This is a genomic window from Vreelandella aquamarina (assembly GCF_020075495.1).
GTDB classification, from domain to species: Bacteria; Pseudomonadota; Gammaproteobacteria; order Pseudomonadales; family Halomonadaceae; genus Vreelandella; species Vreelandella aquamarina_A.
On the sequence record NZ_JABYQT010000001.1, the window covers coordinates 136,928 to 149,976 of the forward strand.

Consider the following 13,049-nt stretch of genomic DNA (forward strand, 5'->3'; position numbering starts at 1 on the left):
GTCTTGTGCCCAGTAGATATCAGCGCGTTCAGCCCGTTAGACGATTCTTGAATAGCGCGCGCCCGTATGACCAGGCAGATAGGCATCAAACGCCATGGCCAGATGGCGAATCAAGAGCCGCCCCATGGGGGTTGCGACTAGCGTAGCACCTTGCCAGGTGATTAGCCCATCCTGCTCGGCGGTGCGCAGCGTATCAAGCGCGCCGGCAAAATAGTCGGTCGCTTCGATGTTCCAGCGCTGGCCAATCGCGTTCAGGTCGAGGCGCATATCACACATCAGCCGTTCGATGACGTCCGCCCTTATTAGGTCATCCTTATTTAAGCGCACACCCTTTACCGTGGCTAGTCGACCTTCATCCAAGGCGGCTTCGTAGTCGCCAAGGCTGGTCGGATTCTGCGCGTAGACATCGTCGATACGCGAGATGGCCGAAACCCCGAGACCGATCAGATCGCACTGGGCGTGGCTTGAATACCCCTGAAAATTGCGCTGCAGCGTGCCGTTGGCCTGGGCGATCGTCAAGCTGTCATCGGGCTTGGCGAAGTGATCCATGCCGATATGCACATAGCCCGCCGCCGTCAGCATCTCGATCGTGGTGCGCAGGATCGCGAGTTTCTCCTCGGCTCCTGGCAAATCATCCTCCTTGATGCGCCGTTGGGGCTTGAAGCGTTCCGGCATATGCGCGTAGTTGAACACCGACAGCCGCGCCGGATTCAGCTCGATCACCTGGGCCAGAGTGTCGGCGAAACTTCTTTCGGTCTGAAAGGGCAGGCCGTAGATGAGATCCAGGTTCAGCGAGCGAAAGCCCAGCCGATGGGCCTCGTCCATCAGCGTTTCGGTCAGCACGCGCGGCTGGTGGCGATTGATCGCCTTCTGCACCTGGGGGCTCAGATCCTGAACCCCCAGGCTCAAGCGGTTGAAGCCCAGCGACTGCAGGTGGCGCAGGGTGAAGACGTCCGCCTCGCGCGGATCGATCTCGATGGCGTAATCACGCTCGGGGTCGTCGGAAAGCCCGAACCGGGCATCCAGACGGTCGATCAGGTCGCTCATCTGCGAAAGCGAGAGAAAAGTGGGCGTCCCCCCGCCCCAGTGCAACTGCTTGACCGGCCGTGAGGTGTCCAGGTGGCGTGCTGCCAGCACCATTTCGCGGTCGAGCCGCGAGAGGTAGGGTTCGGCCAGCGAGGTGTCCTTGGTAGCGATCTTGTTGCACGCGCAGTAAAAGCAGATCTTGCGGCAAAATGGCACGTGAACATAAAGCGAGAGCGGGCGACCGCGCTGGTTGCTGCGCTCCAGCGCCTGAGCGGTATCATCTGGTGTGAAGCGCTCATGAAAGGCAAGCGCCGTTGGGTAGGACGTATAGCGCGGGCCGCTCTTGTCGTAGCGGCGCAATAGAGCGTCGTCCCAATGAGGCATCGGCTGGCTGGCGGCCAGGGCGAGCAGGGAGGCAACAGGGGCACGTATGGGCATGAAAAACGCCTCCGGTGGCTGATACGTTAAAACCTGCCGAAACAGTAACCGAGACAGCGCCGTGAAGTGTTGAGCCACATCAATGAATGGGGTGGGAAGGCGTATGTGGATGGGAAGGCGCATGTGAATGGGAGTGCGTAGCGGGGCCTGAGTGATCGTGCGAGTGCCCGTCCGAGTGGGCATTCAGTGTCCACAGCTGCCATAGCGCAAAGGTGATGATCACCAATGCTGCCAGTGTGCGCGTGGCCGGGTGGCGAATCAGGCCGCCAAGCTTGCGGGCGGCAAACCCGGTGGCCAGCAGCGCTGGCAGCGTGCCGAGGCCGAAAGCGCCCATCAGCATGGCTCCATGAAGCGGCGCGGCCATTGCCAGGCTCCAGGCCAGCATGGCGTAGACCAGCCCGCAGGGCAGCCACCCCCAGATAGCGCCCAGGGCGAATGCCTGGGGCACGTGAACCACCGGCATCAGCCGTCGCCCGACCGGTTCGAGGTAGCGCCAAAGGCGTCTGCCCACGGCTTCGATACCCAAAAGCCCCTTCCACCAGTCGGCGATATATAGCGCCATGAGGATCAGCATCACCGCCGCCAGCCCCTGCAGCACCTGACGTGCAAGAGGCGCAAGCGATATCAGCGTACCCAATGCGGCTACCAGAGCGCCTGCCGCCATGTAGCTTGTGATTCGGCCCAGATTATAGCCGAGCAGCAGGCCGGCCATACGCCCGGGGCGGCGCATGCTGGGCGGCACGGCAAAGCTCAGCGCGCTCATGATGCCACCACACATGCCGATGCAGTGGGCGCCGCCCAGCAGGCCGAACACGAATGCGGCCAACAGAGGTGGAAGATCAAGCCCGGTGGGATTCATGGGTCTCCTTTGAAGCGCAGGGGCGCCCCAGCAGCCGCTGCGTATTGCCAAGCACCGCCAGCACGCTGATGGCGCTGCCCGAAACCGCACCCAGGGGAGAGAGCTGGCCTGACGCTGCCAGCCCTACCAGCGCGAGCGTGACCCCGAGCGCAATTCGTCGGTTCTGCTGCGCGCATCGCTTGGCAAGACGCGCCATCGCCTGTACTTCGTCAAGGCGCCCGGCGCGAGGGCCAGGCAGCACCACGTCAGGGTGCGAAGTGACAGGCGCCTTGCGCGCCAGGACGAGCAGGGCGCCTGGGCGAGTCACCCATGCCCCGCGTCTGCCAAGCTGCTGGAGCGTGGTGCCAAGCGCCAGCGGCGTGGCCAGTGACAGGCCAAGCGGGATGCCTGCCAACAGCATGGCAACAAGCGTATCGACGGCCTGGGAGGTGCCCCACAAAAGCCCTGTGGTCACCGCCGCTGCCGCGAGCAGGCATGGTACCCAGACATGCACGTAGGGCGCGTCCGCCGCATCCGGGCACCGCGCTTGCCAGTTGGCTCGAATAGCGGTACTGATCGATCCCGCATGCGTCTGGTCGCCTGCCCGGGATACCTCAAGGAGCAGCGGATTCTCCAGGTTGAGAGCGCCGCACAGCGCGTCATCGCCCGCCCGGCAGGCCACCGGCAGCGGCTCGCCGGTAAGGCGCGAGGTGTCGAGACTCGATTCGCCCTGGAGGATAGTGCCGTCAGCGGGCAGGCGCTGGCCAGGCGCCACGCTGATGCAGTCGCCGGCTAACAGCGCAGTGGCGCGAACCAGGCGTTCATGCGCTTCCTGTACGCTGGCCTGCCGCGTTACCCCCTCTAGCCGGGTGGCAAACGCCGGCAACGTCCATTGACGAAGCATTTTCAGCCGGCTGCGAAGCGCTGTGTAGCGGCCAAGAAGCAAAAGCGTCACCAGCAGGGCGATGGCGTCTGCATAATGCCCATCACCATGCAGAACCGCGTAGACCGAAGCCAGGTAGGCGCTGACAAGCACCAGGCTGACAGGCACCATCAGACCCGGCTGGCGGCGCTTCAAATCGCCCAGCGCACGGCAAAAAAAGGGCATGGCGGCGAACATGGCAGCGCTGGAAAGCGCAATCGACACCCCGGCAACAAGCCCAGGGGTGTTCTCTTCAAGTCCGCCCGAAGGGAAGAGCGTCAGCATGGCGTTGCCAGCCAGACTGGCCGTCGCTACCGTCAGCCCTCTAGCGGTGAGCCGCATGCGTGCCTGAAGGCGAGTCTGGACAGGATCGGGCGTGGAAGGCAGGGCGCTATAGCCGATGGCGGCAAGCTCGGCCATCAACGTCGAAGGCTTGAGCGTTTCAGAGTACCAACTGACCCTGAGCCGATGGTGAGCCAGATCCACCGCGCTGGCAGCAACCCCCTCGAGTGCGTTCAAACGGTGCTCGATAAGCCAGGCGCAGGCATTGCAGGTGATCCCCTCGACAGCCAGGGTGGCACTTGCCTTACCGGTTGACGGTTCGAGGCTGACCCATTGCTGGCGTTCGGGGAGATCGAAGTGCGCCCATAGGTCCCGCTTTACGGCTTGCGTTGCGGGTTTTGCAGGTGGTTCGGTGCGTTGCCGGTAGTAGTGCTCGAGCCCGCCCCGCACGATGGCATGTGCCACGGCTTCGCAGCCTGGGCAGCACACCGGGTAAGATACGCCATCCAGGGTGATCTGCCAGGCTGCGCCGGCAGGCACGGGGCTTGAACAGTGGTAGCAGGCGGCAGGTGTCGTCATGCCTTGGTTATCCGCTCTAGGGGTGACGGGGTCGGTGGCGTTTTCTCGACCAAACGGATGTCCTTCAGGCCAGGGCCCGGTGTCGTTGAGTGAATCAAGACCAGTCTTCAGTGGTTCAAAATCAGTGGTTCGAAAAGAGTAGCAGGATCGCTGCCTTCGGGGCGAATTAACCGGGCAAGGCGCTCGAGCCCGCCAAAATGGCGCCCGACAACTTCAAAAAGGATAAAGCAGTGAGCCAGAATGCTTACGCAGACTACCTACCAATCCTGCCAGCCGCGCTGGCCGAGGCGCTCGACGAGTCTGTTGCGCCACGCTTGCTGGTAGACGGCCTGGGGCCGCTGGCAGTGGTGGGGCAAGCGCGCCATGGGCGGCTCTTGTGGGCGCATGGCGCCGGTGCTGGCCATCAGTCGGCGTTCATGCAACGGATCATCAAGGCGCTTGCCGAGCACGGCATCCAGGTACTGGCGATCGACTTTCCCTACATGCAGCAGATGCAGGAGCAGGGAAAGCGCCGTCCGCCGCCCCGCGTCGAACGCACGCTCGAGCATTTTGCCGCGTGGTATCACGCGCTTGAACCGCTTGGCACCCTGCCGCTCTGGGTAGGGGGCAAGTCCATGGGCGGGCGCATCGCCACGCTGTTGGCAAGTGCCCTGCACCGCGGCGCGATAGCGGGGCCCGGCTGCCCGGGCGTCATTGTGGCCGGCTATCCGTTTCATCCACCCAAGGCGCCAGAGAAGCTGCGCCTGGGCCACTGGCCGGACATTCGCTGCCCGCTGCTGGTACTTCAAGGCGAGCGCGACCCGTTTGGCACGCGTGAGGAAGTGGAAGGTTATACACTGCCCCAGCACACGCGCCTTGCCTGGCTTGCCGATGGCGATCACGATTTCAAGCCAAGGCGGGTGTCAGGATTGAAACATGAGTTTTTGATTGACGAAGCCGCCCAACTTGCGGCATCCTTCGTCCGCGCTCATGGGACGCCGTCGGGAATGTGAGCAACGCGCTGGTTTGAACCACAAAGTTTGAACATAACGTGTTGACATTCAGGCAGGCTTCTGTAGAATGCAGCGCCACGTGACCAGCGGGTGGTTAGCTCAGTTGGGAGAGCACCAGCCTTACAAGCTGGGGGTCACTGGTTCGAACCCAGTACCACCCACCATCGCAAGATGGCCTGGAAACGTGAAGCAGTAGCAAAGTAGCATCAGCATGATGTCACAGCGGACCGGTAGTTCAGTTGGTTAGAATGCCGGCCTGTCACGCCGGAGGTCGCGAGTTCGAGTCTCGTCCGGTCCGCCATCATCACGCTCACCTGCTTTGAAGCCAGTTATCGCTATTCGGACCGGTAGTTCAGTCGGTTAGAATGCCGGCCTGTCACGCCGGAGGTCGCGAGTTCGAGTCTCGTCCGGTCCGCCACGATAACTTGCAGATTATCTGTTGAAGATAGGTTGACGAATCGTCAACGACCCGGGTGGTTAGCTCAGTTGGGAGAGCACCAGCCTTACAAGCTGGGGGTCACTGGTTCGAACCCAGTACCACCCACCATTTAAAGTCCTTTTAAATGGTTGCAATAGCGTCAAAGTGCTTTATCTGCGGACCGGTAGTTCAGTTGGTTAGAATGCCGGCCTGTCACGCCGGAGGTCGCGAGTTCGAGTCTCGTCCGGTCCGCCATCAAGCACGCTCGGTTGATACCGAACGAATTCCAAAACCCCGGATCATCGATCCGGGGTTTTTCGTATGCGCTTGCCGTGCATTCATCACGCAATGGCGCTGACCCCCGCCTTGGCGATCTGCACGTCCTGTTCGGGCTTGACGCCGGATACGCCGACCGAGCCGATCACCTGTCCATCCACGATGACCGGCACGCCGCCGGATAGAAGGCCCTGCAGCGGGGCGGTCACAAATGCCGTGCGTCCGCCGTTGATCATCTCTTCGAACACCTGGGTCTCCTTGCGGCCCAGCGCTGCATTGCGCGCCTTGTGAGTCGCCACGTCGGCGCTGAAGGGAGCGGCGCCATCCAGGCGGCGAAGTGCCAGCAGGTGGCCGCCATCGTCGGCCACGGCAATGGTGACCGGCCAGGCGTTGCTGTCAGCCTCTTGCTGGGCGGCATCGAGGATCTTGTTGATATCGGCGAGGGCAAGAATCGCTTTGGTTTGCATATCGGTTTCCTGTGGTTTGCAACGTGCTCTTCGGGTTGAAGCCGCGCCGCCGGGCAGGCGCGGCCAAGATAACGCTATCAGGCCAGTGCGGCGTCCACGACTTCTATCCAGTGGCGCACCGGCGTGCGGTTGGCGCCCGCCAGGTGCGTCTGGCAGCCGATGTTGGCGGTCACGATAAGCTCCGGGTTGCCCGCTTCCAGGGCATTGAGCTTGTTGTCGCGCAGTTGGGTGGCAAGCTCGGGCTGAGTGATCGAATAGGTGCCTGCCGAGCCGCAGCACAGGTGGGCATCCTGCACCGGGGTCAGCGCAAAGCCGAGCTTGGTAAGCACACCTTCCACCGCGCCGTTGAGCTTCTGGGCGTGCTGAAGCGTACACGGGCAGTGGAAGGCGAGCCGCTGTGGCTCAGCCACCTTGAGCGACTCCAGCGGCTCTTCACGCAGTACCTCGACGATGTCCTTGGCCAGCGCACTGACCCGCCTGGCCTTTTCGGCGTAGTCAGGGTCATCCTTGAGCATGTCGCCATACTCCTTGATGAACGCGCCGCAGCCACTGGCGGTCTGCACGATAGCCTCGATGCCCTGCTCGATGTGTGGCCACCAGGCATCGATATTGGCACGCATGCGGGCACGGCCATCATCCTGGGCGTTGAGGTGAAAATCGATCGCCCCGCAGCAGCCGGCCTCACTCACCGGGCTCAAACTGATGCCCAGACGGTCGAGCAGGCGCGCCGTGGCCGCGTTGGTGTTGGGCGAAAGGCCTGGCTGGACACAGCCTTCCAGAATCAGCATGCGGCGGGCATGCCGGGGGGCGGGGCGCTTGCCGGCATCCATCGGGGCGGCGGGCATCTTGTTGCGCAGCTTGGCAGGTACCAGCGGCTTGAAGGTCTGGCCCAGTGTGAGCAGCGCCTTGAAGCGCCTGGGCTCGACCATCATCTTGCGCAGCGCATAGCGCTGGGCGCGGTCCGCCGGTGGTCGCGGTACGCGCCGCTCGATCTCCGCCCGGCCGATGTTGAGAAGCTTGTGATACTCGACGCCGGATGGGCAGGTGGTTTCACAATTCTGACAGGTCAGGCAGCGGTCCAGGTGCAGCCTCGTCTCTTCGGTGACCTGGTCGTCATCGTCGCGGCTCTCCAGCAGCTCCTTCATCAGATAGATGCGCCCGCGCGGGCCGTCGCGCTCATCGCCCAGCAGCTGATAGGTGGGGCAGGTGGCGTTACAGAACCCGCAGTGCACGCAGGTGCGCAGGATGCGCTCGGCTTCCTGAATATGCGGCTTTTGACGATCGGCATCGGTGAAATGCGTCTGCATATCAGCTCTCCTGATTAAAATGCCGCGTAAAGACGACCGGGGTTGAAAATGCCGTGGGCATCCAACTGGGTTTTAAGATGGCGGTGATACTTTTCCACCACGGCATTGAGGGGCGTGAAAGGCTCGGCCGCGCCGCCCTGGGCCTCGGGGGTGTAGCAGGTTGCGTGCCCACCGGCCGCCTGACAGGCATCGCGCAGGGTCTTGGCATCCAGTGCCGTCTTCACCCAACGCTGGCTGCCGGCCCAGTCGTAGAAGATATCAGCATCGGCGATATCCAGTGAAAGCGGCGGCGTATGGGGGGGAAGCGACAGGCGCCAGAGCGCCTGGCCCTCGGCCAGGGTGAAGAAATCAAGCGTATGGTCGCGCAGTGACGTCCAGAACTCGGCGTCCAGCGCCTCACCACCCAGGCGTTCGCGAGTGGCCTTCACCGAGCTTTCACCCCCTTCAAGGCGAATGAAAAGCTCGCCGGCATGCCAGGCTGCCGCGGTAATGGGCAGCGGCTGGCGGCCCAGTTCGGCAAGCTTGCCCAGGGCGTCCTCAAGACTCATGGCAAGGCGCAGGCAGTGGCTTGCGGTGGGGATGGGCAGCACCTTGAAGGAGATATCGGCAAGTACGCCAAGCGTACCCTGGGCGCCGGTCATCAAGCGCGAAAGATCGTAACCCGCCACGTTCTTCATGACTTCGCCGCCAAAGCGCAGCAGCTTGCCTTCCTGGGTGATCACCCGGGTGCCCAGCACAAAATCCCGCGCTGCTCCTGCCCAGGGGCGGCGCGGGCCGGAAAGCCCGGTTGCAACCGCGCCGCCGATGGTGCTTTGTGCGCCAAACACCGGCGGCTCGAAGGGGAGCATCTGATGGTGTTCGGCCAGGGCACTTTGCAATGCGTCAAGGCGCGTACCGGCGCGTACGGTAACCACCAGCTCCACCGGGTCGTAGGCGACGATGCCGCTGTGTTCTGCCAGGCAGAGCTCCTGGCCCTCGACCGCGCGGCCATAGAAGGCGCGAGTGTCGCCGCCGACGATGCGCAGCGGCGTGCGCGCTTCATAAGCCGTGCGCACCTGATCACACAGGGTATCGGCGATATCGCCATCAACGGAGTGAATCGCTAGATCAGTCATGAAGTATCCTTGTGCCATCAAAAGCGCGGTAGCTCAGGGTGCGGCAGTTCATTGTTATGCACGTGCATGGCACCAAACTCGGCGCAGCGGGCAAGCGTGGGAATGTTCTTTCCGGGGTTCAGCAGGCGCTTCTCGTCGAAGGCGGCTTTCAGGGCGTGAAACACGCTGATCTCGTCGGCTTGGAACTGGCTGCACATCTGATTGATCTTTTCGCGCCCTACGCCGTGTTCGCCGGTGATCGAACCGCCGGCGGCCACGCACAGCTCGAGAATCCTGCCGCCTACCTCCTCGGCAAGCGCAAGCTCGCCTTCCTTGTTGGCATCGAACAGGATCAAGGGGTGCATGTTGCCATCGCCAGCGTGGAACACGTTCGCCACACGAAGACCGCTCTCTTCAGACAAGGCGGCGATGCCCTTGAGCACGCGGGGCAGTTCGCGACGCGGAATGGTGCCGTCCATGCAGTAGTAGTCCGGCGACATGCGACCCACGGCTGGAAAGGCATTCTTGCGCCCGGCCCAGAATTTCGCCCGTTCGAGCTCGTCGCGGGCCTGCTGGATCTGGGTGGCGCCGGCCTGCTCGAGTACCCGGCGCACCGTTTCGCAATCGTCGTCGACATCGGCTTCCACGCCGTCGAGTTCGCACAGCAGGATCGCTTCGGCATCCAGCGGGTAGCCCGCGCGGACAAAATCTTCCGCAGCCTGGATGGCGAGCCTGTCCATCATCTCGAGCCCGCCGGGAATGATGCCTGCCGCGATGATATCGCCCACCGCTCGGCCTGCCTTTTCGACATCGTCAAAACTTGCCATCAACACCTTGGCGGTTTCGGGTTTGGGCAGCAGCTTGACGGTGATCTCGGTCACCACCCCCAGCATGCCTTCCGAACCGTTCATCAGCGCAAGAAGATCAAACCCCGGCGCGTCGAGGGACTCGGCGCCGAGCGTCATGCGCTCGCCTTCGATGGTCAGCACATCCACGCGCAGCACGTTATGTACGGTCAGACCATACTTCAAGCAGTGCACGCCGCCGGCGTTCTCCGCCACGTTACCGCCAATGGAGCAGGCAATCTGGGAGGAGGGGTCCGGCGCGTAGTAAAGCCCGTAAGGAGCGGCCGCTTCGGAAATGGCCAGGTTGCGTACCCCTGGCTGCACACGGGCCAGGCGGGCATTCGGGTCGACGCTTATGATCTTGTTGAAGCGCGACATCACCAGCAGCACCCCCTGCTCCAAGGGCAGCGCGCCGCCGGAAAGCCCGGTGCCTGCGCCGCGGGTTACCACCGGTACACCCAGTGCATGGCAGCGCCTGAGCAGCGCTTCCACCTGGTCAAGACTTTCCGGCAGGGCCACCAGCATGGGCAGAACGCGGTAGGCAGCCAGACCATCACACTCGAACGGGCGCAGGTCTTCCTCGCGGTGAAGCAGGGTCATGCCAGGGGCGGCCTGCTGTAGATCCGTCAGGACCTCGTGTTTGTCACGGCGTGCAAGCTCGCCATCAAGGCGTTCATCAAAGAGGATATTCATCACGACATCCCGGTTTTTATCATTGAAAAGTAACCGCACGGTCGGTCGGCAATGGCGTCAATCTGAGCTTTTTTTGTGTGCCTGTCCAGACTGTGGTGCAATGGTCAGACCAGTAATTGGTCGACGATACCAAGGGCATGGCATATTCAGGTGCTCTTGGTGGGTAAGGGCTGCCACCGGGTCAAACCACTGGCGGCTGACAGGATGCAAGACGCCCATGGTTTGAAAGGAGAGAGCATGACGCTTTCAAGCGAGGAGCAAGTAGCCGGGCGGCGCACGCCGGAAAACGTGGCGGCGCGGCTCGAACAGCTGATTCTGGACGGCGTGTTTCGCCCGGGCCAGTTGCTGCCGTCCGAGCGCCGGTTGTGCGAGCGGCTCAAGGTATCGCGGGCGTCGCTGCGAGAGGGACTGCGTATTCTGCGCAGCAAGCAGATCATCGATACCCGCCAAGGCCACGGCTCTACGGTGGCGTCGCTTCTGCCCATGCATCAGCAGAGTCCGCTGATGCACCTGTTCAACGATCATCCGCGCACGCTGTTCGATCTGCTGGAAGTGCGCGCACTGCTGGAGGGCGAATCGGCGTTTCTGGCGGCCCGGCGAGGCACCTCGATGGATCGGGTGGTCATCACCCGGCGCTATCGCGAGATGGCCGACTACGTCGAGCAGGCAGCGCCTATCGAGGTCGAACCGCTGGCACGGCTGGATCACGCCTTTCATCTGGCGATCTCCCAGGCCTCGCACAATCCGGTGCTGGTGCATACGCTGCAGAGTTTGACCGACCTGCTGCTGAGTTCGGTATTCGCCTCGGTCAAGCACCTTTACCACCGCGAAGGCCCTAGAGAAATGATCAACCGCCAGCACGCCCGGCTGCACGACGCCGTGGTGGCCGGTGATGCCGAACAGGCCAAGCAGGTAGCGCTTGAGCATCTGACCAGTATCAGCGAACTTCTGCGTGAGCTTGAAGCCGAGAGTGAGCGCCTGGAGCGTTCGGCCATGCGAATAGAACCGTGGTGAAAACACCGCCTGTTGCCTGGTTGCTGGAACAGGCGTTAGCCTGACTGGACGGGCTATCGACAATAACGAACAGGAGAAGCACGTGGCCATTTACCAATATGCAGAACATCAACCCGAGATACACGAAGACGTCTATATCGCCGAGACGGCGGACGTGATCGGGCAGGTAACCTTGAAAACCCGCGCCAGCGTCTGGTACCAGGCGGTGCTGCGCGGCGACACCGAGCGCCTGGAAGTGGGCGAGGAGAGCAACATTCAGGATGGCGCGGTGCTCCACGCCGACCCGGGCTACCCGCTCAAGGTAGGCCGTGGCGTGACCGTCGGCCACCAGGCGATGCTCCACGGCTGCACCGTGGAGGACGGCTGTTTGATCGGTATTCAGGCGGTGATATTGAACGGCGCGGTGATCGGCGAGAACAGCCTGGTCGGGGCCTGCGCCTTCGTGAAAGAAGGCGCGGTGTTTCCGCCCAATTCACTGATCGTCGGTTCGCCGGCGCGGGTGGTCAAGACGCTGCCCGAAGGCGCGGTGGATGGCCTCAAGCTCAACGCGCAAAGCTATGTGGAGCGCGGCCGGGAGCACGCCCAAAAGCTCAAGCGACTCGACTAGCGGCTGAGAGATAGCGGCTACCACGGTGAGGCGGGTAGATGTCGATTCCTCAGTTACCAACCGTAGAAGCGAGGCCAGGTCTGAACAGTACCATCGGGCAATATGGCCTGGTATTCGGGATGCTGTGCACCGGTCGCGCAGGCGTGATTGGGCAAAATGCGTAGTCGCGTACCAATAGGGAAGCGCTCCAGGATGTTCTTGTCCGTCTCACCCACGTGGGAGAGCACGCCGTGCTCCTGATTGGCAGAACTCAGGATGTAGCCTTCCAGTAACGTTCCATCCTCGGTGCATACCTGACCAAAGCCAAAATCATGTGGTTGTTTCTGAGTGCCGCGGTCACGGCTCATGGCCATCCAGCCGGCATCGACAATCGCCCAGCCTTTCTCTTGCTGGTGGCCGATAACGGTGGTAAGAACGCTCAAGGCGATGTCGTCTTCTGTACACACGCCAACGTTACGCATCACCAGGTCAAACAGTACGTAGACACCAGCGCGCACTTCCGTTACACCGTCGAGCTGTTCTGCCGACAGGGCCGTCGGCGTCGATCCGACGCTGACAACCGGGCAGGGCAAGCCGGCTTCCCGTAGTCTCTCGGCAGCACGTACGGCGCCTGCACGCTCCTGTTCAGCAATAGCCTTCAGGGCTTCCGGGGTGTTGTAGTCATAGCTGGAGCCTGCGTGAGTCATGATGCCACCCATGCGCATGCCTGCCTCCTGCAGCACGCGGGCAATTTCCAGCAGCGCTTCCTCTTCCGGTTTGATGCCCGAGCGATGGCCGTCGGTGTCGATCTCGATCCACACGTCGAAGACGTCTTCGTGCGCCTTACCGAAACGGCCGATCTCCCGCGCCGTTTCGACATTGTCCACGATGATCTTTAGATCACAGCCGCGCTTTCGCAGGGCAAGCACCTGAGAAAGCTTGCTCGGCACAATGCCAACGGCATACAGAATGTCGGAAAACCCCGCCTCGAAGAACTGCTCGGCTTCCTTGAGGGTGGAAACAGTGATGCCCTCGGCGCCAGCTTCCCGCTGTGCCCCAGCAACGGGCAGGCACTTGGCCGTCTTGACGTGCGGGCGAAAACGCACGCTGAGGGTGTTCATACGTTCCTGCATACGTTCGATATTGCGCTGCATGCGCGGCACATCGATGAGGGCGGCAGGCGTGTCGATTTCCTGGATACTGGTCATGGGGGCGCTCGTTCTGCAAACGTAATGGAGTTGATATATTGACAGATTGTCCAGATCTGAACAA

At 62.4% G+C, this 13,049-nt stretch carries 11 protein-coding genes and 5 tRNA genes; 8 read left to right on the top strand and 8 right to left on the bottom strand.

The window, feature by feature from the left end; translation table 11 throughout:
- Window positions 1–36: 36 nt before the first annotated feature.
- From hemN to HW452_RS00660, 3 genes are all read right to left on the bottom strand, one after another.
- Window positions 37–1,464 (bottom strand): oxygen-independent coproporphyrinogen III oxidase, encoded by a 1,428-nt coding sequence (hemN, locus tag HW452_RS00650; protein ID WP_224104174.1) that lies wholly within the window; start codon window positions 1,462–1,464, stop codon window positions 37–39.
- Between the two features lie 79 nt (window positions 1,465–1,543).
- The gene (locus HW452_RS00655) at window positions 1,544–2,323 is read right to left on the bottom strand and encodes a sulfite exporter TauE/SafE family protein (protein ID WP_224104175.1); all 780 of its coding nucleotides are present in this window, start codon (window positions 2,321–2,323) and stop codon (window positions 1,544–1,546) included.
- On the bottom strand, window positions 2,304–4,085 hold the full coding sequence (locus HW452_RS00660) for a heavy metal translocating P-type ATPase metal-binding domain-containing protein (protein WP_224104176.1): 1,782 nt from the start codon (window positions 4,083–4,085) through the stop codon (window positions 2,304–2,306). The genes HW452_RS00655 and HW452_RS00660 overlap by 20 nt, the downstream gene beginning before the upstream one ends.
- Before the next feature lie 230 nt (window positions 4,086–4,315).
- Here HW452_RS00660 and HW452_RS00665 point away from each other — a divergent pair, with 230 nt between their 5' ends.
- The 6 genes from HW452_RS00665 to HW452_RS00690 all read left to right on the top strand — a co-directional run bounded on the left by HW452_RS00665 (window position 4,316) and on the right by HW452_RS00690 (window position 5,750).
- Window positions 4,316–5,077: an alpha/beta fold hydrolase gene (locus HW452_RS00665; protein WP_224104177.1), complete on the top strand. Its 762-nt coding sequence runs from the start codon at window positions 4,316–4,318 to the stop codon at window positions 5,075–5,077.
- 88 nt (window positions 5,078–5,165) lie between these two features.
- A tRNA-Val gene (locus HW452_RS00670) sits at window positions 5,166–5,241 on the top strand.
- 60 nt (window positions 5,242–5,301) lie between these two features.
- Window positions 5,302–5,378: transfer RNA gene (locus HW452_RS00675), tRNA-Asp, on the top strand.
- A gap of 40 nt (window positions 5,379–5,418) precedes the next feature.
- Window positions 5,419–5,495: transfer RNA gene (locus HW452_RS00680), tRNA-Asp, on the top strand.
- A 53-nt stretch (window positions 5,496–5,548) separates the two neighbouring features.
- Window positions 5,549–5,624 (top strand) — tRNA-Val (locus HW452_RS00685).
- Window positions 5,625–5,673: 49 nt separating this feature from the next.
- A tRNA-Asp gene (locus HW452_RS00690) sits at window positions 5,674–5,750 on the top strand.
- An 86-nt stretch (window positions 5,751–5,836) separates the two neighbouring features.
- Here HW452_RS00690 and HW452_RS00695 read toward each other — a convergent pair.
- From HW452_RS00695 to glcD, 4 genes are all read right to left on the bottom strand, one after another.
- The gene (locus HW452_RS00695) at window positions 5,837–6,238 is read right to left on the bottom strand and encodes a heme-binding protein (protein WP_224104178.1); all 402 of its coding nucleotides are present in this window, start codon (window positions 6,236–6,238) and stop codon (window positions 5,837–5,839) included.
- Window positions 6,239–6,315: 77 nt separating this feature from the next.
- Window positions 6,316–7,545: a glycolate oxidase subunit GlcF gene (gene glcF, locus HW452_RS00700; RefSeq protein ID WP_224104179.1), complete on the bottom strand. Its 1,230-nt coding sequence runs from the start codon at window positions 7,543–7,545 to the stop codon at window positions 6,316–6,318.
- A 14-nt stretch (window positions 7,546–7,559) separates the two neighbouring features.
- A complete protein-coding gene (glcE, locus tag HW452_RS00705) occupies window positions 7,560–8,660 on the bottom strand; it encodes a glycolate oxidase subunit GlcE (protein ID WP_224104180.1) in 1,101 nt (366 codons plus the stop codon).
- Between the two features lie 17 nt (window positions 8,661–8,677).
- Window positions 8,678–10,177: a glycolate oxidase subunit GlcD gene (gene glcD, locus HW452_RS00710; RefSeq protein WP_224104181.1), complete on the bottom strand. Its 1,500-nt coding sequence runs from the start codon at window positions 10,175–10,177 to the stop codon at window positions 8,678–8,680.
- Between the two features lie 237 nt (window positions 10,178–10,414).
- On the opposite strand from glcD, the gene glcC reads away from it, so the two are divergent.
- Entirely contained in the window at window positions 10,415–11,191 is a 777-nt protein-coding gene (gene glcC / locus HW452_RS00715; protein WP_224104182.1) for a transcriptional regulator GlcC, read from the top strand.
- An 82-nt stretch (window positions 11,192–11,273) separates the two neighbouring features.
- Complete coding sequence (locus HW452_RS00720) at window positions 11,274–11,798, top strand: gamma carbonic anhydrase family protein (RefSeq protein ID WP_224104183.1); 525 nt, start codon at window positions 11,274–11,276, stop codon at window positions 11,796–11,798.
- Between the two features lie 53 nt (window positions 11,799–11,851).
- Here the strand turns inward: HW452_RS00720 and HW452_RS00725 are convergent, their stop codons facing one another.
- Complete coding sequence (locus HW452_RS00725; protein WP_224104184.1) at window positions 11,852–12,985, bottom strand: DSD1 family PLP-dependent enzyme; 1,134 nt, start codon at window positions 12,983–12,985, stop codon at window positions 11,852–11,854.
- Window positions 12,986–13,049: the final 64 nt, after the last annotated feature.

What these genes read in the sequence shown, in the direction of transcription:
- hemN (WP_224104174.1), bottom strand. Translation starts at nt 1,464, where the DNA reads ATGCCCATACGTGCCCCTGTTGCCTCCCTGCTCGCCCTGGCCGCCAGC.
- HW452_RS00655 (WP_224104175.1), bottom strand. Translation starts at nt 2,323, where the DNA reads ATGAATCCCACCGGGCTTGATCTTCCACCTCTGTTGGCCGCATTCGTG.
- HW452_RS00660 (WP_224104176.1), bottom strand. Translation starts at nt 4,085, where the DNA reads ATGACGACACCTGCCGCCTGCTACCACTGTTCAAGCCCCGTGCCTGCC.
- HW452_RS00695 (WP_224104178.1), bottom strand. Translation starts at nt 6,238, where the DNA reads ATGCAAACCAAAGCGATTCTTGCCCTCGCCGATATCAACAAGATCCTC.
- glcF (WP_224104179.1), bottom strand. Translation starts at nt 7,545, where the DNA reads ATGCAGACGCATTTCACCGATGCCGATCGTCAAAAGCCGCATATTCAG.
- glcE (WP_224104180.1), bottom strand. Translation starts at nt 8,660, where the DNA reads ATGACTGATCTAGCGATTCACTCCGTTGATGGCGATATCGCCGATACC.
- glcD (WP_224104181.1), bottom strand. Translation starts at nt 10,177, where the DNA reads ATGAATATCCTCTTTGATGAACGCCTTGATGGCGAGCTTGCACGCCGT.
- glcC (WP_224104182.1), top strand. Translation starts at nt 10,415, where the DNA reads ATGACGCTTTCAAGCGAGGAGCAAGTAGCCGGGCGGCGCACGCCGGAA.
- HW452_RS00725 (WP_224104184.1), bottom strand. Translation starts at nt 12,985, where the DNA reads ATGACCAGTATCCAGGAAATCGACACGCCTGCCGCCCTCATCGATGTG.